General features: G+C 45.4%; 20 protein-coding genes. 3 read left to right on the top strand and 17 right to left on the bottom strand.

Annotation, left to right across the window (positions count from 1 at the left end):
• Nucleotides 1-13 precede the first annotated feature (13 nt).
• From F893_RS03870 to F893_RS03810, 13 genes are all read right to left on the bottom strand, one after another.
• Nucleotides 14-682 carry a phosphoglycolate phosphatase gene (locus F893_RS03870; RefSeq protein WP_005102820.1) on the bottom strand — a complete coding sequence of 223 codons (669 nt, stop codon included), beginning with the start codon at nucleotides 680-682 and terminating at the stop codon, nucleotides 14-16.
• A gap of 78 nt (nucleotides 683-760) precedes the next feature.
• Nucleotides 761-1420, bottom strand: a complete 660-nt coding sequence (locus tag F893_RS03865; RefSeq protein WP_004729299.1) for an FHA domain-containing protein — start codon at nucleotides 1418-1420, stop codon at nucleotides 761-763.
• Nucleotides 1421-1482: 62 nt separating this feature from the next.
• On the bottom strand, nucleotides 1483-3747 hold the full coding sequence (gene gspD, locus F893_RS03860) for a type II secretion system secretin GspD (protein WP_005102817.1): 2265 nt from the start codon (nucleotides 3745-3747) through the stop codon (nucleotides 1483-1485).
• A 38-nt stretch (nucleotides 3748-3785) separates the two neighbouring features.
• Entirely contained in the window at nucleotides 3786-4640 is an 855-nt protein-coding gene (locus F893_RS03855; RefSeq protein ID WP_005250460.1) for a type II secretion system protein N, read from the bottom strand.
• On the bottom strand, nucleotides 4640-5383 hold the full coding sequence (gene gspN, locus F893_RS03850; protein WP_005250453.1) for a type II secretion system protein N: 744 nt from the start codon (nucleotides 5381-5383) through the stop codon (nucleotides 4640-4642). Before gspN ends, F893_RS03855 begins: the two co-directional genes overlap by 1 nt.
• Before the next feature lie 182 nt (nucleotides 5384-5565).
• On the bottom strand, nucleotides 5566-5892 hold the full coding sequence (locus tag F893_RS03845; protein WP_026055760.1) for an H-NS histone family protein: 327 nt from the start codon (nucleotides 5890-5892) through the stop codon (nucleotides 5566-5568).
• Between the two features lie 141 nt (nucleotides 5893-6033).
• Nucleotides 6034-6462, bottom strand: a complete 429-nt coding sequence (locus F893_RS03840; RefSeq protein ID WP_004729290.1) for an acyl-CoA thioesterase — start codon at nucleotides 6460-6462, stop codon at nucleotides 6034-6036.
• Nucleotides 6463-6470: 8 nt separating this feature from the next.
• Nucleotides 6471-7664, bottom strand: coding sequence for a hypothetical protein (locus F893_RS03835; protein ID WP_005250450.1), 1194 nt, complete (start codon nucleotides 7662-7664; stop codon nucleotides 6471-6473).
• 6 nt (nucleotides 7665-7670) lie between these two features.
• A complete protein-coding gene (locus tag F893_RS03830; protein WP_005105429.1) occupies nucleotides 7671-8510 on the bottom strand; it encodes a hypothetical protein in 840 nt (279 codons plus the stop codon).
• Complete coding sequence (locus tag F893_RS03825) at nucleotides 8507-9286, bottom strand: uroporphyrinogen-III synthase (RefSeq protein WP_005250448.1); 780 nt, start codon at nucleotides 9284-9286, stop codon at nucleotides 8507-8509. Before F893_RS03825 ends, F893_RS03830 begins: the two co-directional genes overlap by 4 nt.
• Nucleotides 9286-10209, bottom strand: a complete 924-nt coding sequence (gene hemC, locus F893_RS03820) for a hydroxymethylbilane synthase (protein WP_005105424.1) — start codon at nucleotides 10207-10209, stop codon at nucleotides 9286-9288. Before hemC ends, F893_RS03825 begins: the two co-directional genes overlap by 1 nt.
• A gap of 108 nt (nucleotides 10210-10317) precedes the next feature.
• On the bottom strand, nucleotides 10318-11058 hold the full coding sequence (locus tag F893_RS03815) for a LytR/AlgR family response regulator transcription factor (protein ID WP_004278633.1): 741 nt from the start codon (nucleotides 11056-11058) through the stop codon (nucleotides 10318-10320).
• Nucleotides 11059-11127: 69 nt separating this feature from the next.
• Entirely contained in the window at nucleotides 11128-12282 is a 1155-nt protein-coding gene (locus tag F893_RS03810; RefSeq protein WP_004278635.1) for a sensor histidine kinase, read from the bottom strand.
• On the opposite strand from F893_RS03810, the gene argH reads away from it, so the two are divergent.
• Together argH and F893_RS03800 are read left to right on the top strand one after the other, a co-directional pair.
• Entirely contained in the window at nucleotides 12273-13703 is a 1431-nt protein-coding gene (argH, locus tag F893_RS03805) for an argininosuccinate lyase (protein WP_004278634.1), read from the top strand. The two genes, F893_RS03810 and argH, sit on opposite strands and share 10 nt — an antisense overlap.
• Before the next feature lie 15 nt (nucleotides 13704-13718).
• The gene (locus F893_RS03800) at nucleotides 13719-13988 is read left to right on the top strand and encodes an oxidative damage protection protein (RefSeq protein WP_004278636.1); all 270 of its coding nucleotides are present in this window, start codon (nucleotides 13719-13721) and stop codon (nucleotides 13986-13988) included.
• Nucleotides 13989-14649: 661 nt separating this feature from the next.
• Here F893_RS03800 and pgsA read toward each other — a convergent pair.
• From pgsA to uvrC, 3 genes are all read right to left on the bottom strand, one after another.
• A complete protein-coding gene (gene pgsA, locus F893_RS03795) occupies nucleotides 14650-15237 on the bottom strand; it encodes a CDP-diacylglycerol--glycerol-3-phosphate 3-phosphatidyltransferase (RefSeq protein ID WP_004278637.1) in 588 nt (195 codons plus the stop codon).
• A 107-nt stretch (nucleotides 15238-15344) separates the two neighbouring features.
• Nucleotides 15345-16139: a thioesterase family protein gene (locus tag F893_RS03790; protein WP_005250446.1), complete on the bottom strand. Its 795-nt coding sequence runs from the start codon at nucleotides 16137-16139 to the stop codon at nucleotides 15345-15347.
• A 115-nt stretch (nucleotides 16140-16254) separates the two neighbouring features.
• The gene (gene uvrC, locus F893_RS03785; protein WP_005250444.1) at nucleotides 16255-18054 is read right to left on the bottom strand and encodes an excinuclease ABC subunit UvrC; all 1800 of its coding nucleotides are present in this window, start codon (nucleotides 18052-18054) and stop codon (nucleotides 16255-16257) included.
• Nucleotides 18055-18279: 225 nt separating this feature from the next.
• Between uvrC and F893_RS03780 the strand changes: the two genes are divergently transcribed.
• A complete protein-coding gene (locus F893_RS03780) occupies nucleotides 18280-19341 on the top strand; it encodes an AAA family ATPase (RefSeq protein ID WP_005250442.1) in 1062 nt (353 codons plus the stop codon).
• A gap of 17 nt (nucleotides 19342-19358) precedes the next feature.
• On the opposite strand, the gene F893_RS03775 is transcribed toward F893_RS03780, so the two are convergent.
• The gene (locus F893_RS03775) at nucleotides 19359-19772 is read right to left on the bottom strand and encodes a PH domain-containing protein (RefSeq protein ID WP_005250440.1); all 414 of its coding nucleotides are present in this window, start codon (nucleotides 19770-19772) and stop codon (nucleotides 19359-19361) included.
• Nucleotides 19773-20139: the final 367 nt, after the last annotated feature.

The raw sequence follows: 20139 nt of genomic DNA, 5'->3' as shown, positions 1-20139 counted from the left end.
CTTAGTACGCGTATTAGGCAAGTAATTCTCTAAGATCATCCACAATCTGCTGTGGCTGACAATCTGCAATATTTTCACCATGATTATAGCCATAGCTGACTACAACACAATCAATCCCGGCGCGGCGCGCAGCTTCGACATCATTGGAAGAATCTCCAATAAGCAAAACCTGTTCTTTACTTACGCCATAATGTTCAACACAGTGCAGCAACTGGCGTGGGTGCGGTTTACGTTCAGTAAAACGGTCACCACCAATGGTATCGGCAAAATAATGAGCCATATCCAAGGTATCTAAGATACTGCGGGCAGGAAGTTCAGGCTTATTGGTCACACAAATCAGGGTTTTACCTTGGGCTTTAGCCCAGTCCAGAAATTTCAGGATTCCCGGAAAAGGAACGGTATCGACGCAGGGATCGACATTATAGATATCCAGAAAAGTCGTTAAGAGTTCCTGATGCTGTGCCGGTGTGACTTCACCCACCAGATGCTGGAGTACACTTTCACAGAATATCGACGTGCCCTTACCTATCCAGGTCCGTACCTGCTCTTCAGTTACCAGAGGCAATTGCAGCACATTCAGGCTCATATTCATGGCGCGATACAGATCATGTGCTGAATCCACCAAGGTACCATCCAGATCAAACAAGATCAGTTCACGCTTTTCTAATTGTGCAATAGACATCCCGACCCTCTTTTATAATGTGCGCAGCCACAAAAAAGGCATGCGCTATGCATGCCTTGATTGTAACCAATCATCAGCTTATTTGAACAATAACCAAGCCATAATTGCCAAAATAATCAGCACAATCACTGAAATCAAACCTACAGATACATTTTTCTGGGTTTCTTTTTCCTGTTCTACACGTGATACAGGCTGCTCAACCGGAATTGGGGTAGGCTCTGGTTTTACCGCATTAATGTCCACGCCTTCCGGAATAGGTGCCGGTTTTGGAATACCGACATTGGTTGGCATGCCATCACGGGTTAATTGTACCGTAGCATCACGATGTTTCAGTTCCGGCATTCCCTGATCATTCATTTGCTGTGCAGGTGTAGGCTCAGCGACTTCGACCTGTTCCACGACTTTTTCTGCCGTTGCTTCAATTTCTGCTGGAACCTCTACTGCAGCCGCAGGCGCCATTACTGAAAATTTCAAGCTGGCAAACTGAACAATGTCATCCTGCTTTAATAAGGTTTCTTGCGCAATCTGCACATCATTGACGAAAGTGCCATTCGATGAACCCAAATCCTGCACCCAGAGCGCATCATCCTTTAGTAAAAATGCCGCATGTTTACGGGAGATTTCCGCAGCCTGTAACACGATATCTGCCGCCTGATGACGCCCCACCAGCATGTCACGGTCAATGCTAATTTCCTGTCCTGTTAAGTCGCCTGTAATCGCGTGTATTTTCCAAGTCATGAAAGTTACTTCTCTGTTCTCTTTGACATTATCATAACATGCTGTCTGCAAATGCGAATGACTTAGCTTTTGGGTCTAAGTGTGGTTGTTGTAACGGTATTTTTACTTTTTTCTACCTGTTGGACGGGTTCTACCACTTGTCGCTGAATCACTGGTTCTATCGCTACCGGCGTAACAACTACATTGGCTGGCTGCGCCTGAACGGGTGCGGTCGGCACAGTTTGATAAGTCGAGTTTTGCAATGGCGTTCTGGATACTGGAATTCGCTGTTGATACACATCTTCAACACTTTCTGGCAGCTTGGCAAAGTTCCCGTCCGAATCGAGTGCGAGTTGCAGACTATATAGCTGACTATAGCGTTGTTGGGTCAGTTTACGCACTGCATTTTTATCGCCTACAATGGTTGGATGGATAAAAATCAGCAGGTTACGCTTCTGATTGGACTTACCTTCTGAACGGAATAAACGTCCCAAGCCTGGAATCGCACCCAGACCAGGTACAGCCTGACGCCCATAACTGGTGTTATCTGAGATCAAACCACCAAGGACAATGGTTTGTCCATGTTCGGCCAGAATTGAGGTTTTGATCGCTCGCTTGCTGGTGACCAGATCCTGTGCCTGCCCTTTACTGGCCTTGACATCAGAAACTTCCTGTTCCACTTCCAGGCGTACCGTACCATCTTCGCCAATATGCGGGACCACCTTTAAAGTGACCCCGACATCCTTGCGTTCAATGGTGGTATAGGGATTAGCAACTCCAGCAGCACCTGTAGACACTGAGCCTGTCACAAAAGGTACGTTTTCACCCACCACAATATAAGCTTCTTCATTATCCATGGTCACAATCGACGGCGTAGACAACAGGTTGGATTTAGTGGTTTCTTTGAGTGCCTGAATCATCGCACCATACAGACGACGGGAACCATCACTGCCTTCACGATAATCACCGAGTACCAGTGAACTGCCCGCGCCCACGGCACTTGCAGCACCTGCACCACCACCGGTGAGATAACCGGCCGCAATATTTTTCAGACTAGTCCCAAAATTATCGAAGTTCACCAGCCCAATCCCACTGCTGATATCACCCAAGGCCCATTGCACACCGAGTTGATCCGCATCGGTTCCTTCCACTTCAATAATCGCGGCTTCGATCAGCACCTGTTGACGACGGATATCCAGCTGGTCAATTGCTGATTCAATTTCTCGCATCAGTTGTGGATCCGCTTTCACCACCAGAGAATTTTGCGTGGTATCGGCAATAATACTGACGCCATTACCATTAAAACTGGTAATTCCGCCCTGCTCATTATTCATGCCGGTATTCAGCTGAATGCCTGAAGAGGTGTTGCTACTCGAACCCGTACTGGTATTGTTGTTATTTAAATTGCTGCTGGAACTGAGTGAAGACGAGGTCGAGGTTGTGCTACCTGAATTTGAATTACTACTGTTCACCGCCTGCCCGCTCACCAGCCCCTGCAAGATTTCCGCAAGATTTTTGGCACTGGCATATTTCAGACGAAAAACTTTTAAACCGCCCAAACGATCCGCAGCCGGCACATCCAGAGTTTCGATCACTTGACGCACCCGTTTGCGCGTCGTGGGATCACCTTTGATGATGATCCGGTTGGTACGAGTATCTGCAATCACCCGCACCCGTGAACCGCGGACATCTTTAGCTCCACCGGTGGCAGTCATGGACTCGATCAGTCCAATCATTTCTTCGGCCTGACTGGATTGTAAACTGACCGCTTCAATATCATTTTGACCGGTGCCATCCAGATTACGAATAATGGTTTCCAGCTGGTAAATATTGCTGGCACGATCCGACACAATTAAGGCATTCGTACCCGGCACCGCCGCCAAATGGGCAAACTGCGGCATTAAAGGACGTAATGCAGGAATCAAGTCATTCGGATTGGTATTTTCCAGCCACAACACTCGGGTCACAATCTGGTCACCACTGGCACGGCTTCTGGCATCATAGGGAATGCCTGAGCTTTTGACATTGCTGTCCGGAACCAGCTTGATGGTGTTACCCGAAGGAATCGCCACCACACCATTGACATTCAGTACGCCTAAAAACAGGTCATAGACTTCATTTTTATTCAGGGCTTTATTGGAGATGACCGTCACGTTGCCACGTACCCGCGGATCGACTGCGAAGTTTTTGCCGGTAATATCGGCCACTTCATTAATGAATGCAGTTAAGTCAGCATCTCGAAGGTTGATTTTCCAGGTTTGTGCATAACTCGCCGTACTGACCATAGCCATTAACGGTGCGGCCACACAGAATGCCCATGCTGATCGATTATTATTAAATAAAGCCATAAACTTTCGTGTTTCCTAACCCTATGCGTGATGACACATCACTTCAAATCTTGTTGTATGGTCATCACCTGATCACCACGTTTTATTTCGAGTTTGACCTGACCTTCACGTCGGGCCTGTTCCAGTAATTGTGCTTCGGTCTGTCCCTGGCTCAGCGTCTGGCCATTTAAAGACAAAATCCGGTCGCCCGGTCTTAAACCCAGGCGATTACGCAGTGCAGCCGGCGTCCGTGAAGTCACTTCATAACTACCATCTGCTGCACTCACCCCCATATTCTGTAAATACTGGTCTTTGTTTTCCTGCATCTGCTGGATGGCCCGACCAATTTCATTCTGTGGCGAAGGCTGCTCAGGCATACCACTATTAGAAGGCATAGCAGGCATTGAACTTGAAGATGCTGATGTTTCCGGCACAATCGGCTGATTCAAGCCATTTTCCAGACCTTTGAATAAGATTTCCTGAGTAGCACCTGTGGATCGACGCAAAATAACCCGATCCCAATGCACTTCAGCCAACTCAAAACCGCTATTGGCCAACATTTCCCCGACACGGTAACGATCGACCTGATCATTGATTTTCAGTACCGCAGAAGAGTTATAACTTGGACTGGCGACCATCACCCCTTGTAAAATGATATTGGCGGTTTCAACCACACCCGCAGACTGCCCAACTTCCTGAAACAGCGAAAATGCACCGATATTCGGAATTTGCGGCTGTTGCGAACCCAGTTCAACCCGATCCAGCTGCATGGCCTGGGGTGGAGCTATCAGCAACCAGAACAAAGCCGCCAGCTTCCAGCATAGATACAGGATGAGCAGTAACAAAACCACAGGTGCAGCACGATTGAGCTGTTTCAGTTCAATATTTTTTAAATCATTCAGAGAAACTGTCATCAATTCAAGCCTCCCATTAAGGGTTGGCGGGTACTGATCACATAGGTATCTAATCCGGCTTTACCTTCATAGGAAGGCGCATTCATTAAAAAGCGTTGGGTGAGCTGGATATCCAGCATCAGACTCGGATCAAGCTTGATATTCAGCATACGTTGATCGCGACTATCCCGAACACCAATTAACAGCTGTCCGCTTTCATCTGCGAGTTGTCCAGTCATGGCGGGTACATTCATGCGTTCCTGACGCTGGGCAAAGGTATAAATCAGCTCACCACCCACCCATTGCATTTGCCCGGCCACCTGACTAAAGCCCTGATCTTTTTTATATTTAAAATCCAGATCTTTAAACTGAATCGCAGTACTCGGCCATTGCCAGTCTGCAACTTTTTTTAAGGTTTCAGGCGCGACCTGCCCTTCAAGATTTTTGACAATTAAAGATTTATTCAGACCATAGGCCATGATCCCGGAAAGCTGGGTATTGCCACTATGCAAATCCATATGTGCTCCAACTCGCAGCAACAGCAAATCCAGCGGCCGTACTTTCCAGTTCAGACTGCCCCGAAGATTGCCTTTTTTCCAGTCCGCACTTCCCTGCCAGATATTTCCGTTTACATTATGCAACGTCTGGTTATTTTTATAAAATTTTGAAATTAACCAGGCTGCTGGCACTTGTAATACGACAAAAATAAAAAATGCAACAAGAGCAAGGATCAACCATCTTAAAGTTTTCGGTTTACTGCTCATCCCCACCACGACCAATCGCTCAAGTCCAAATCCCCATTTATAATTTTCCCCTTATACCCACACATTATGCACACTTTTCTGCCAACGCCAATTCATAGATATAAAAAAACCAAGCAGGTATGCTTGGTTTAATGATCATAGACTGTCTGTATGACAGCCTAATGACCAGATCAAATGAAGGCTTAGATCAGGAAATCGTCCAGCTTTGCGCCTTTTTCCAATTCAGCCACCAACCAGCGCGGCTGTTTACCACGGCCAGTCCAGGTATCGTCCGGATTGCTTTTGCTACGGTAACGCGGTTCAACCGACTTACGTGACGATTTCTTACGCTTAGATGCACCAAATTCAAGTAACTGTTCAACCGTCATACCAACTTTCTCAGCAACTGCCAAGATTTGCTGATAAGCGTCTTCAATTTCTTGATCTTTTTTTGAAGCAATCAGCGATTCTGCTTCTGCTTGTAAACGTTTTAACTCTTCTACTGATAAATGCGTAATATCTGGCATAATGCTCTCCGAAAAATAATATTATTCATTTTATTAAATAATAGACCCATCATATTTATATTAAATAAAACATTCAATATAAAACCTTAAAGCAATAACAATAAAGTTTAAAAAAAATTACAAAATAAAATGCTTCATTCATTTTTAAATTTCATGTTGAACGCTTAATTCAAGTGCTTTGATTTTTTCGCGAATATGTTCCGGAATTTCTGTTTTCTGCATGGTCTTTTTATCGACACAGACAATAACTGCTTCTGAAGTAGCAACAATACTTTGCTGTTTTTCACTCCATAATACATATTGCATTCTAACTGCACTATTACGGATTTCTTCAATACGTGCTGCCACTTTTAAATGATCAGGAAAAACCACGGGTTTTAAATAACGGCACTGATTGGATGCCACTACGGTAGATACCGATTCAGTGAGAATTTCTAATTGGGTTAAATAAGCTAGACGTGCACTTTCGACATAACGGTAATACATGGCATTATTGACATGTCCAAAGGCATCCATATCGCCCCATGCAACTGTTTGTTCATAAATAACTGGATATTGTTTTAATTCTGACATCATTATTCTCAAGTCTTAATTTCTATAAAGTTTACATTCGATTCAAATACTGCATTTAACTGCTGTAGCAAGTCCTCCCGATCTTGTAAGGCAGCTTTAATTCTTAAATAACTCATCCGGATATCATCCGGATATAAGTCGAGCAATTGCTGAGCTTGATCTGTATAGCCTGTAGCTTGCAACACATGCCATTTCGCAAAGCTTAAAATCGGTAATGCCGGATATTTGGCTTCCCAGTGCGAAATCTGTTGTGCAATCGCATCATAATCTGGATTTTGCCGCAATAACTGTTGCTGGAACCACAAATAAAAGACATCCTGATTAAATTGCTGTTCCATTAAATGAATCGCAAGCACTTCATGCTCGGCACTCATTTCTGGCATTCTAAATAATAATTTCAACCATAATAATTTGACCGAATAGTCACGATCAAATATCTGAGGTTTTAAATCTAAATAACGTTGCTGTAAATAAAATAAATCGTCCTGTGTGGCTTGGTCATAGGCCAGTAATAATTGTTCCAGCCATGATTTTTTTACTTCTTGGTCTAAATGCCCATATTGAGTCGAGCGTAAATATAACCAGGGAAACTGCATGGCAAATACTCCCCATAATGCAACAAGGCGCTGCTCATAGGCTGTTTTAACCTGCATTAACCAAGGTGATAATTCATGCTGATTTAAAAACTCCAAATGGGTAAGTGCTTGTTCACCTTGCTGTTGTGATAAATAAATTTCAATCCGTTGCAATTCTGCCAATTCAAATGCCATGGGATTGGATTGGTTTAAAGCAGTTAATGCATGGGTATATTGCTGTTGTCCCCAAGATAAACGTGCATCAATAATATGCTTGAGTAAACCCGACTTGGTGAAAGACTGCTGAATAAAATCCCGCTGATCCTGAGCAGCGTTTAATAACCAGATGACTGCCAATTGTTCATAAGGGTGCAAGCGGGAAAAACTAAAGACTGTTTCAGTTTTACGCTGTTCACGGCTGCGATACTGCTTGATCGCATACCAGATGCAATGCATCAAAAAACTTACACTGACCAAGGATGCGGCCAAAAACCAGAGGGTGGTTTGTAACTGCCACTCGCGCCAATACAGATAGACATAGCCAGCCCCATGTCCATAACTCAGGATACTCAGCACCGCAATGCCAAGTAAGCAGACAAATAAATAGGCCAGCAGAATCTGTTTCATAAGCAATTAGCCCACTAGGGTGCGTGTGTTTAATAATGGAATCGGAGTAATCGGGGTGGCCTTAATTTGATTCAATTGCTGAATCCATTTTTGGCTCTGTGCATCCGGCAATTGCTCCAAGACTTCAATCACGGCATTCAGTGCTTGCTGAAAAGCGACGGATTGGTCTTTTTGCAAGGTATTTTGTGCGATGAGCAAGCGCAATTGGGCCTCTTTCAGTACCAGATGCCGTTGCATCAAGACTATGCTTGGCTGATCTGCGGATTCAATCTGAACCCAGCGCTGCCAGAAAGAGCGTTGAGTTTCTGGACGCTGACGATATGGTGTCCGAATTTCTTTTTCAATTTCAGTATCCATCTGCACCAAAACTTCTTTTACTTTATTTTGCTGCACTAATCGGCTGTTCACGAATTTTTTCAGCATGTCCTGATCTTTTGCAATTACTTGCTGCAAACTACTGACCAAGGCAGGCGCTAAAATATAATCATCCAGCTCATTGGATAACTGATTTAATTTCTCAATCGCAGTGGCGTATTGTTGCTGTTGCAGTGCAAATTCGATCAGATCCAGATGTTGCTGTACTAAGGCAATATCATTCTGTGTTTCATTAGCTACCGCTTCACTTACTGGCGCTTTTGCTGAAGTAGCCCTAGCACTTTCCTGCTGAGCAGAAATCTGGCGTTTTAAAGCCACGAACTGATCATTGAGATTGGCATTTTGCTGCTGTAACTGATTGATGCTTTGATTGAATTCAGTCTGTGCTGTATTCAGAACATGAAAGTCATAGCTAAGCTTGATGAGCCACGCCATACTCAAGATGAACACTACAATGAATAGTTTCTTCATGCGTTCCCTAATATCAGCCTCATTTTCTGCAAGATCGTATTTGCCTCTAAATCATCGACTTGTACGAATTGAAAACTTGCCTGATGCTGCTGTTGATATTCCCCAAGAATAGTGGCCAAACGTGGCCCCAAAACCAAATAACAGGCTTGCTGTATGAACTCTGCACTATCCTGCATAATTGCCAGCCAGTTTAACCAGCTTGCCTCACTAGTGATCAGAACTGCAAAACGCTGCTGCCTCTTAAGCAGCGACAAGTTCTCTGCCAAAATCGTTACCGTCGTTTCAGGACATTGCCGCCGGTACAAAATAAAGTTTAAAACTTTAATATTGCTGGCACGTAAATGATCCATCATAAATTGACGACCGCCTTCTCCGCGCCAGAAGGCTACACCTGAGCCAGAAGCCAGTTGCTTCAACACAGGCAATTGCAGCATGCCTTCCGAGGTTTCGACCTCAGGCACATGACTATGAATGCCGTAGCTCGCCAATGCCTGTTCAGTGGCTTTGCCCACTGCCACCCAATGCACCTGCGCCAAGGCCGAGAGCTTAATACCCGCCTGTTGTAAATATTGCATGCCAATCTGAGCGGCCGTCGGGCTAACCACCACAATAATCTGTGCCTGCTCCAGCTGCTGATACAAACTCGACAGCTCATCGGAATAAGGCATGGCATGCAGTTCGAGCAAAGGCAATTCTAAAACAGACACTTGCGCTGCCTGTAACTGCTGGGTCAAACCTGCAGCACGATCACTGGGGCGGGTATTAATCAATAACATCAGTGTGAATAGAGTGCTTTCAGCAACTCGCCAGCACCTTGATCAAGCAAGTCTTTTGCCAGCTTCACACCCAATTGCTCTGCATCTGCCGTTTTTCCAGTCTGCTGTGCCCGGAGCAAAACTGCTCCATCGATACTGCCTACACGACCTTCGATTGAAATCACACCCTCTTTGAGCGTGGCATAACCGGCAATCGGCACCTGACAGCCGCCTTCTAGATAGGCATTAAAGGCACGTTCGGCACGTACACACGCATCTGTATCCGCATGCAGGAGTGGCTGAATCAAGTCCAGCACCGTCTGATCATGAGTACGGCATTCCAAACCTAGCGCACCTTGACCCACGGCCGGCAGACTGACTTCAGGCGTCAGAGTATGACGAATGCGTTCTGCCAGACCCAAGCGTTTTAAACCGGCACTGGCCAGAATAATCGCATCATACTGACCAGCATCCAGTTTGGACAAGCGTGTGCCGACATTACCGCGTAAATCGATAATATCCAGATCTGGACGCTGTTTTAAAATCTGGGTTTTACGGCGCAAGCTTGAGGTTCCGACTTTGGCGCCTTGTGGCAATTCTTCAAAACTAGTGTAGGTATTCGACACAAAGGCATCTAAGGGATCTTCACGTTCACAGATCACTGCCAGACTCAGACCTTCGGGCAAGGCCATCGGGACATCTTTCATGGAATGCACAGCCAGATCTGCACGACCATCCAGTAAAGCGGCTTCTAATTCTTTTACAAACAGTCCTTTTCCACCAATTTTAGCCAGTGGTGTATCTAGAATTTTATCGCCCTGTGTAACAAAAGTGACTAACTCAACCTGCAAACCAGCTTGCAAATCTTGTAGGCGCGCACGGATGTGTTCCGCTTGCCAAAGCGCAAGTGGACTTTGTCGAGTTGCAATTTTTAGGGTCTTCATAAATTTCAATAACAGTAAATGAGAACAATAGTCTAAACTTAACCTGCTCACTTGAAAATGCAAGTGAATTTATATAAGTTTCAACTCAATGCTCTCATTCATCCCCTGCTAAAGCTTTTGAATCCGATCTCGTAAAAACGGTAAATGTCGCCGACTAACCGCCAAACGATCGTCCAGCTCACGACAACGTACCTGATACTGACCAGAACTCACCACTTCCAGACCATCCAGATAATGCACCGAGATCAAGGCATTACGATGAATCCGGATAAACTGGTTCCCAAACTCCTGCTCTAACTCCTTTAAGGTTTCATCAATCAATACACTGCCGTTTTTATGACGCACAGTGACATATTTCTGATCCGCCAGAAAATAATAGATATTTTCAACTGGCACCAATTCGACACCACGATAGGTCTTTGCCGCAATCTGCTGGCGGCTGATATTGATTTCGTCCATATTTTCTTTTTGTTTTAGTTGGCTCATTTGAGCTTGGGTAAGTTTAGTTAAGTGCTCTAAAACCTGTGCCAATTCCTGTTGCATCACCGGTTTAAGCAAGTAGCCTTCGGCATTTGATTTAAATGCATCCAGCGCATGTTGGTCATAGGCCGTACAAAAGACAATGGCCGGCATTGGATCCAGTTGACGCAAATGTTGCGCACAAGCTAGTCCATTCATTTCAGGCATTTGAATATCTAATAGGATGACATCGGGTTCGTATTGGTGAGCCAGATCAATCGCTTGACGGCCATGGCTTGCTGTCGCCACCACATCATGCCCCAGTTGAGAGACCAAACGTGATAAACGCTCGACGGCCAAAGGCTCATCATCACAAATCAGGATGTCCATTTCTCCTCCTTACCCAGTTAACCTCATCAGATGAATGATAAAGCCAACTGCGATTTCTTTGATTTATTTTTATTTATATTGATATCGCACTACCGTCGTAAACATCCCTTCGCCGGCAAAGGTTTGAAAAGTCACACTAGGTCCATAATAAGCTTGCAGACGCTGTCTAACATTTTCTATTGCAATACCATGTCCCTTTTTTAAAATTTTATTATCCTGTGCATAAGGGTTGGTTATGATGATATTAATTTGATTTTGCAATATTTCAACCAATATGCTTATGGTACTCTTTGTGAGAATTTTTTCAACTCCATGGAAAATACTATTTTCTAACAAGGGTTGTAAAGTTAATAATGGAATTTGAACTTGTGAGTATAAGTCTTTGTTTTCTAACTTCCATTCCACCTGCAAACGCTCACCTAGACGGATCTGCTCAATCTCCAGATAGCGCTGGCACAGATCAATTTCCTCCTGCAGGTTGACCAGTTTTAATTCCTGAAAACTGGCACGAAATAACCGTGACAAATTCAACAGCATGTGCTCGGCTTTATCCGGATCGATACTGATCAGGCTGATCACACTATTCATGCTGTTAAACAGGAAATGCGGCTGAATCCGTGCCTGCATGGCCTGAATTCTAGCATTCAGCTCGCTATGCTGCTGCTGCTCCCATTGTTCACGCAAGTAAAGATAACGAAAACAGAAGGTTCCCAGTAAAATTCCCAGACTTAAATGGAGTCCAACCTGATCCAGCGCAATCGCCAGGTTTAAATCCTGAAAATTAAAATTCTGTCCAAAATATATCAAGATATTCAGGTTCACCGTAGTGAGCAGTACAATTGCCTGTAACAGCAGAAATCCAGAAATCAAAGCCAGTTTGATTCCCATACGTTGAAAGGCTTGATGGAACAGCTCGACCAGTGCTGCAAAACATAACAGTACCCAGTTGATATACAGGATATATTGCAGCAGGTGCATTCCATTCAAAGCCTGCCAGGATTGCGCTTCTGCAAGCGCCAGAATCATGGCCAGAATATTGCCGCCAGCAAACAGTTCCAGCAAATAGCGTAGATTGCCGATCTGGCTAAAAAAATAGGAATTTTGCGTCTGTTCGTTTATCGATGTAAAAGATTGAGCAGATGTGACTTCGGCAATGGGCTTTGAATTTGTTATACTCTTTTTCGTTCTACTGCTTTTAATCTGATTGAGCCGACATGACCACATCTTCTAATTCCTCTAATCCATCACACGCCCATACTTCGGGTATGTGGGGCGGTCGTTTCTCTGAAGCGACTGATGCTTTTGTTGCTGAATTTACAGCATCTGTTCAATTTGACCAACGTTTTTATAAACAAGATATTGCAGGCTCGATTGCCCATGCAACCATGCTGGCAAAAGTGGGCGTACTGACCACGCAAGAACGCGATGACATTATTGAAGGTCTGACAGCGATTCAAGCCGATATTGAAGCAGGCAACTTTGAATGGCGCATTGATTTAGAAGATGTCCACATGAACATTGAGTCACGCCTGACTCAACGTATCGGCATTACTGGCAAGAAACTGCATACCGGTCGTAGCCGTAATGACCAGGTGGCTACAGATATCCGTCTTTATGTACGCGATGAAATCGATAGCATCCTGGAATTACTGAAAAAATTACAAAAAGGTATTTTAAGCTTAGCGGCTAAAAACACCGACACCATCATGCCTGGCTTCACCCACTTGCAAACCGCTCAGCCAGTGACTTTTGGTCATCATCTAATGGCTTGGTTTGAAATGCTGGTACGCGATTCAGAACGTCTGATTGATTGCCGTAAGCGTGTCAACCGTATGCCGCTTGGTTCTGCTGCACTTGCAGGTACTACTTATCCAATCGACCGTGCTTATACTGCTGAACTGCTAGGTTTTGAAGCTGTTGCTGAAAACTCGCTGGATGCAGTATCGGATCGTGACTTTGCGATTGAATTTAATGCCGCTGCATCTTTAATTATGATGCATTTATCACGTATGTCTGAAGAACTGATTCTATGGACATCTGCACAGTTCAAATTCGTGAATATTCCAGATCGCTTCTGTACTGGCTCTTCAATCATGCCGCAGAAGAAAAATCCGGATGTGCCTGAACTGGTACGTGGTAAAACCGGCCGTGTCTATGGCGATTTGATGAGCCTGCTGACTTTAATGAAAGGCCAGCCTCTAGCCTATAACAAAGACAATCAGGAAGATAAAGAGCCATTGTTCGATGCGATCGATACAGTTCGTGGTTCACTCATGGCATTTGCTGACATGATTCCTGCACTGGTTCCAAACATTGCTGAAATGCGCGAAGCAGCGCTGCGTGGTTTCTCAACTGCGACTGACCTAGCTGATTACCTGGTGAAAAACGGCGTTGCATTCCGTGATGCGCACGAGATTGTAGGTAAAGCGGTTGCACTCGGTGTACAAGAATCTAAAGACCTGTCTGAATTGACACTCGAACAACTGCAACAGTTCTCTGACCTGATTCAAGCAGACGTATTTGAAAAAGCCCTAACTCTTGAAGCTTCGGTGAATGCCCGTAATCACATTGGTGGCACCGCGCCTGCTCAAGTGAAAGCAGCCATTGAGCGTGCACATGCGCGTTTGGAACAACTTTACGCATAATTTTGGAGTATGGATATGTCTCGACAAGTTTTTTGCCGTAAGTATCAGGCGGACATGGAAGGTTTAGACTTTGCTCCATTCCCGGGGCCAAAGGGTCAGGAATTGTTTGACACCGTGTCTAAACAGGCTTGGCAAGAATGGCTAAAACACCAGACTACGCTAATTAATGAAAAGCGTTTGAACGTGTTTGAAGCAGATGCGAAAAAGTTTCTTGAAGAACAGCGTGAAAAGTTCTTTAACAATGATGCATCCCTAGAAAAAGCCGAAGGGCTGAAGCCTGAGTAAAAAAGAAAGCACTGCTTTTCTTTTTTACGTAAGACAAGGACGAAGTCCGCGTAGACTTTAATCTAAAAGAATCTCCAACTTTGGAGATTCTTTTTTATGTGTTGTTCTAAACATTACTCAAGACCAGCGAAGCACGTAGTTTTGAATGTAAAGAGCTCCCCATACAGAAGCTTTTCACATTAAAGCCCTGCTTTTCTTTTGTCACACGAGACAAAGATGAAGTCCGCGTAGGCATAAATCTATCCCCTATCTCAGGGGATTTTTTGACTAAATCTAGCAAATCTTACTAACCAATATTTAGGGCACAAAAAACAGATTTTCACTTATCCTATTTCGTCTATCGAGTCAGTCACTATCCTGCTGAAAAACATTCATATTTGTATCAAAATAATGGATTGTAAAAGCGATATACAGAGTAATCACAAAACACAACATTCTGCTACAAGAAGCCACATGATTTAAAAAAATCACATCTCTATAATAAGCCCTAAGAAGATGAGATATCTTTGAATAACTATAATAACAAGCAACAAATACCCCGATTTCATCCCAGTTCTTCCCCCAAAGGCTGGGTATTTTTTTGCCTGTAATTTGCCGATTGGCTTGATGATTTAAGCGTATAAAAAAAGCCCCTTTCAAGGAGCTTCTTTTTTCATTTCAATTAAGGCTGTTTCAGATATGGCCAAGCCGCTTTCAGATAAATGAACATCGACCATAAAGTGAGTACGACTGCGGTGTATAGCAAGGCATATGCCAGTATTTCCAGCGGTGGCCAGTTCAGCAGGAATACGGTGATGGCGATCATCTGGAAAGCTGTTTTGTATTTACCCACCGTTGAAACCGCAACATTGGTCCGCGCACCGAGTTCTGCCATCCATTCACGCAGGGCTGAAACGGTAATTTCACGCGAAATAATCACAATCGCAGCAAAAGCCATCGACATGGAAGGTTGCCATTGCACCAGTACAATCAATGCAGCCGTGACCATCAATTTATCTGCAACTGGGTCGAGGAAACGCCCAAAAGCGGAAGTCTGATTTAATGTTCGTGCCAGATAGCCATCAAACCAGTCCGTTACCGCAGCCACCACAAAGATCGTGGTTAAAATAATATGCCGCGTCATGTCTGGGTTATGGGCATCAAAGCCCATTGCAGGCGGCCAGTAAGCCACCAATAAAAATACCGGAATAAGAGCGATACGCGCCAAGGTCAAGATATTTGGAATATTCAGGATACGACCTGTAGTCATAGACACCGCCAATTGTTCCCCTCATGTACGATGAAAATGCACACTTTTTTAGAGGTTTGATCCATCATTAATAGGCTTCACTTTATACGAATTGACTTGCAGTGTCACTAGGCAAACACCGTCACTGTTTGTCTTGCCATCGCAATCAGGCGATTTTCGGCATCCCAGAGATAGGCATGCTCCGTCGCATAACCATCCGCAGCATAGTCGGTAAATACTTTATATTTAAACCAATCATGCAATTGGTGTTGAACCGGATGCACGTAGGTCACTGTCCAGGTCAGACTACTTGCAGGCGCCATGTTTTTAAACATTGGTAACACCCCGGGTGGCCAGATATCAAAGATGGCCATCAGGTCGGCGACCAGAAATTCACGGTTGCGATGCTTTTCGGGATGAAAACGGCACCAGCCACCAAAGTCCGGACGAGGACTGGCACTACAGGGCAGATTGACATCCGCCCAGGCAATTTCAAAATGGTTATAACAGTCTGGCATGCCATAACCCGCAGGAATCTGAAACAGTTGCTCTGGTACAGCATAGTCGGGTGCTTGAGCTTGTTGCTGTACCTGAATCTCTGAATCACGGGAAATACCGAAACTGGCAATCAGAATACTTTGCACCGCGTCGTCCTGCCATAAGCGCACTTCAATCGTGGTCACCGACTTGCCCTGCCGCAGGGTTTCGGCACTCAGTCGTACTTTGGCTTGCTGAATCGGGCCAACAAAGGTCACACTGCAACTGAGTAAATGCTTGGCCGGATCATTGATGTGAGTGACGGCTTTCTGCATCATCATCGCGGCAGCCAGACCGCCATACAGGGTACGGCCCTGTAACCATCCCTGTGGGAACTCTACCCATTCCTGTTCGGTAATTTGTGCATAAAGTGCATGCAAAGACATGTTGATCCCTCAGTAAGTCTTGATGCTCAGTATATTCGGCAAAATTCATCAGGTTGTGAATGTCCTGTGACCCATGCGTCAATACGCATTTTTGCCCTTGCATTCGGGCCCCAAGTTATTCATGCAACACTTTATAAATCATCCGTGCCATGACTGAACCCAGTCCCGGTACCAGTTGCAGATCTCGTTCTGAGGCTTTGAGTACGCCCTGAATCCCGCCAAAATGGGTCAGCAGGTCACGACGGCGTTTTGGTCCGAGCCCCGGAATAACTTCCAGCACTGATGAACCTCGTTTCTTGTCACGTTTGGCACGGTGCTTGGTAATCGCAAAGCGGTGCGCTTCATCACGCACCTGCTGAATCAGATGCAGTGCCTTATGATCCTCCGGTAATTGAATTTTACTGCCATCGGTAAAGTGCAGGGTTTCCAGACCGGGCTTACGTCCCTCACCTTTGGACACACCGACCATAAAGGCCTCTAAGCCTAGTTCCTGCATGACTTCCATCGCCATATGCAATTGCCCCTTGCCACCATCAATCAGCAGCAAGTCCGGTAACAGGGCTTTCTTATAACGACGGGTCAGCGCCTGACGCATGGCGGCATAGTCATCACCTGCCTGAATATCATGAATGGAAAACTGGCGATAGTCGCGCTTGCGCGCGCCCCCACTATCAAAGACCACACAGGAGGCCACGGTATCTTCACCCATAGTATGCGAAATATCGAAACACTCAATCCGATCTACAGGACGGCCGACCACCTGCTCCAACTGATGAAAACGCTCATTTAATTCTATATGATTGGCCAGCTTGCCCTGAATCGCGTGCTGTACATTCATCTGCGCCAGTTCCAGCCATTCGGCGCGGGTTTCGCGGACTTTGGACTTGATCTGGATTTTCTTGCCAAAATGCTGCGACAGTGCCGCTTCCAGTTCTTTACGGTCAGCCACTTCCAGATTGACAATCAGTTCAGCCGGGATTTCATCGGCTACCTGAAAATAAAAATTGGCAATAAAATCGGCCAGCATCTGCCCTAGGTCATCACTAAGCATATCCGGGAAATAACTTTTTCCACCTAGCATTTTACCATTGCGCACATGCATGATCTGCACACAGGTCACCCCGGCCTGATAGGCAATCGACAGGATATCGGCTTCGCCTTTGAGCTTATAGATCGCCTGCTGCGACTGTACGTCTCTTAACAATGCCATCCGGTCACGATAGAACACTGCTTTTTCAAATTCCAGCGCTTCAGCGGCCGCTTCCATTTTTGCGATCAGTTCCTGATTCAGCTCCTTGGTATCGCCCTGCAAAAATCGGATCGAGTTATCGACATCTGCCTTATAGTCTTCCGGAGAAATAAATCCGACACAGGGCGCAGAGCAGCGTTTGATCTGGTATTGCAGACATGGCCGGGTCCGGTTGGCAAAAAAACTGTTTTCACAGGAACGCACATTGAACAGTTTTTGTAGCACCACCAGAGTATCCCGGGCGGTATACGCACTCGGATAAGGTCCAAAAAACTTGCCCACCTGGTGCTTGCCCTTGCCGCGCCCACTGGCTAAACGCGGATAGGGTTTATCTGCCGAAACAAAAATATAGACATAAGATTTGTCATCACGCAGCATGATGTTATAGGGCGGATGATGCAGCTTGATCAGGTTCTGTTCCAGCAACAAGGCTTCAGTTTCAGAACGTACCACCAGGGTCTGGATATCATAAATCCGTGCCACCAAGGCCTGGGTTTTGGGATGATCCAGCGTTTTGACAAAATAGCTGGAGACCCGGTTTTTCAGGTTTTTGGCTTTACCCACATACAATAATTCACCGTCTTTGCCATACATCCGGTAGACCCCGGGCAGGCTGGTCATATTCGCCAGGATTTTTTCAATATGGGGGCGTGCGTTTTCGTTCACCTAAAGCCTATTTTTCACCTACAATCTGCAGATATATGTGATGATTGTTGCGTCATTTTCAAGCAAAAACACAAAATTCCCCTGAAGCTGCCACTTAATCTTAAAGTTCCTGTCGGGTTATCCCCCCAATCTATAATCCTCACGACATAAACTGATTGTTAAAAGCTATAAGTTTCAACCTTTAACTTTGTTATGCTCAAAAAGTCTAGTTTTGAGATGATTCGCATGACCCTGCAGCAATCGGGCATTCATATTGTTCAACCCTCCACCTCCACCCATCACCCGTCTGAACGTGCTCGCCTGATTGGTAAACCGCGTTTTCATTTCGAGCCGAGTAAGGTAATGCAACTGCTACGTGAACGGATTATTGGGCAGGATGCAGCCCTGAATGAAATTGAAAAAATGTTGCATGTGGTCAAGGCAGATTTTTCCAGTCCGGATCGCCCTTTGTCGGTTACCTTGATGCTGGGCCCTACTGGCGTCGGTAAAACAGAAACCGTGCGTCTGATTGCCGATGCGATCTATGGCCGCCCGGATGCCTTTTGCCGGATTGATATGAATACTCTGGCACAGGAACATTATGCGGCGGCTTTGACCGGCGCACCGCCCGGTTATGTGGGATCAAAGGAAGGTCACAGCCTGTTTGATGAAACTGCGATTGCCGGCAGTCATACCCGTCCCGGCATCATGCTGTTTGATGAGCTGGAAAAAGCCAGTAACGAAGTGATTCGCGGCTTGATGAACGTGCTGGATACTGGCCGGCTGACCTTGAAAGCGGGCACTAAAACTATCGATTTTCGCAACTGCATGATCTTTATGACCAGCAATGTCGGGGCACAGGCGGCGCAGCAATATCTGGACAAACTCAGCTATCTGCCTGAGAAAATGCAGGCACTGTGTCTGAAGCGCGTTCCCACCCAGCGCATCATTGAAAAAGTCATGCAGCGTAAATTCGACCCTGAATTTCTGAACCGGATTGACCGCAGCCTGCATTATCAGGCGGTACAGCATGATGCCCTGCCACGTCTGGTCGAAATTGAACTGGATAAACTGAACAAGCACTTGCAACATCAGCAACGCAGCGTGCATTTAAGCGCTTCAGCCAAAGCCTATTTCTATCAGGACCATGATATTCGTTACGGCGCCCGACATTTGGGCCGCAAGATGCGTACCGAACTGGAGCCGATTCTGGCGCTGTATTTTTTAAACCAGCCTGAGCAGTTCAGTCTGCATCTGGACTGTGTCGATGGACAGCTGGTGGTTCTGCCTGAGCAAGCAAAAGCTTAACTAAGGCAGACTCGATATCAGTTTTTATTCGGCTGAAGCACCTGTATAAAAGCAGTTTGATCTTTGGGTGAAACCAATATAAATTTCTGCACGCCGCCTTCCGTATAGTCAATCCGCAGACGCTTTAAGGATAAGGCTGGCGCAATGATAGAGTGGTCTGTGGGCTGAATGGATTGGATTTCACTTAACGGAATCTTCCAGCTTAACCACAGGCTTTTTATGGTCAACACCCCATTGTCTACCACATAGCGCGTACTCCAGAGCGGCCACCATAGAATAAGAATGGTCAGGATATAAACCGCAGTGTGCAGCGGATATTGCTGCATGGTCCCTTTGGCCTGCATGGTTAGCAGCAGTTGCAGCAGCAGGCCACTCATACAAATCACAAAAGCCAGCAGCCACCAGTCTTTTTTAGAACGAAATACGTGCATCGATATCCCCCATATCTAAGTGCAAGATCATCATAAACAATTCCATAGCAGATGACAGGGATTCAACCCGGCAGGATGGAAATTATTTTAAATCACACATCGACAGGATCGTTCCCATTTTCGATCTCATCAGAAAAGTTCAGTAACTCAAATGATCTAATACACTGTTATTTGTGCTGATTAAATACTATCAGCAAAGACCTGAAAGCCCTGCGCTCAGCATACTTCGAGGCTAAAAATGGCAAGTTCAAGGATAGAAATTGACTGAATTGACAAAACTCCGCTAGAAATATACCTTGAAAATCAGTCACCCTGCTCCATATCTATCAGGCTGATTGATAAAAAATAATGAATTGAAACAGAATCT

The organism is Acinetobacter sp. CIP 102136, assembly GCF_000369685.1.
Classification (GTDB): domain Bacteria; phylum Pseudomonadota; class Gammaproteobacteria; order Pseudomonadales; family Moraxellaceae; genus Acinetobacter; species Acinetobacter fasciculus.
This window is presented reverse-complemented; position numbering and strand designations above follow the sequence as displayed.

What these genes read in the sequence shown, in the direction of transcription:
- F893_RS03835 (WP_005250450.1), bottom strand. Translation starts at nt 7,664, where the DNA reads ATGAAACAGATTCTGCTGGCCTATTTATTTGTCTGCTTACTTGGCATT.
- F893_RS03830 (WP_005105429.1), bottom strand. Translation starts at nt 8,510, where the DNA reads ATGAAGAAACTATTCATTGTAGTGTTCATCTTGAGTATGGCGTGGCTC.
- gspN (WP_005250453.1), bottom strand. Translation starts at nt 5,383, where the DNA reads ATGAGCAGTAAACCGAAAACTTTAAGATGGTTGATCCTTGCTCTTGTT.
- pgsA (WP_004278637.1), bottom strand. Translation starts at nt 15,237, where the DNA reads ATGACTACAGGTCGTATCCTGAATATTCCAAATATCTTGACCTTGGCG.
- F893_RS03790 (WP_005250446.1), bottom strand. Translation starts at nt 16,139, where the DNA reads ATGTCTTTGCATGCACTTTATGCACAAATTACCGAACAGGAATGGGTA.
- hemC (WP_005105424.1), bottom strand. Translation starts at nt 10,209, where the DNA reads ATGAAGACCCTAAAAATTGCAACTCGACAAAGTCCACTTGCGCTTTGG.
- F893_RS03825 (WP_005250448.1), bottom strand. Translation starts at nt 9,286, where the DNA reads ATGTTATTGATTAATACCCGCCCCAGTGATCGTGCTGCAGGTTTGACC.
- argH (WP_004278634.1), top strand. Translation starts at nt 12,273, where the DNA reads ATGACCACATCTTCTAATTCCTCTAATCCATCACACGCCCATACTTCG.
- F893_RS03870 (WP_005102820.1), bottom strand. Translation starts at nt 682, where the DNA reads ATGTCTATTGCACAATTAGAAAAGCGTGAACTGATCTTGTTTGATCTG.
- F893_RS03840 (WP_004729290.1), bottom strand. Translation starts at nt 6,462, where the DNA reads ATGTCAGAATTAAAACAATATCCAGTTATTTATGAACAAACAGTTGCA.
- F893_RS03865 (WP_004729299.1), bottom strand. Translation starts at nt 1,420, where the DNA reads ATGACTTGGAAAATACACGCGATTACAGGCGACTTAACAGGACAGGAA.
- F893_RS03810 (WP_004278635.1), bottom strand. Translation starts at nt 12,282, where the DNA reads ATGTGGTCATGTCGGCTCAATCAGATTAAAAGCAGTAGAACGAAAAAG.
- F893_RS03855 (WP_005250460.1), bottom strand. Translation starts at nt 4,640, where the DNA reads ATGACAGTTTCTCTGAATGATTTAAAAAATATTGAACTGAAACAGCTC.
- F893_RS03815 (WP_004278633.1), bottom strand. Translation starts at nt 11,058, where the DNA reads ATGGACATCCTGATTTGTGATGATGAGCCTTTGGCCGTCGAGCGTTTA.
- gspD (WP_005102817.1), bottom strand. Translation starts at nt 3,747, where the DNA reads ATGGCTTTATTTAATAATAATCGATCAGCATGGGCATTCTGTGTGGCC.
- F893_RS03775 (WP_005250440.1), bottom strand. Translation starts at nt 19,772, where the DNA reads ATGCACGTATTTCGTTCTAAAAAAGACTGGTGGCTGCTGGCTTTTGTG.
- F893_RS03780 (WP_005250442.1), top strand. Translation starts at nt 18,280, where the DNA reads ATGACCCTGCAGCAATCGGGCATTCATATTGTTCAACCCTCCACCTCC.
- F893_RS03800 (WP_004278636.1), top strand. Translation starts at nt 13,719, where the DNA reads ATGTCTCGACAAGTTTTTTGCCGTAAGTATCAGGCGGACATGGAAGGT.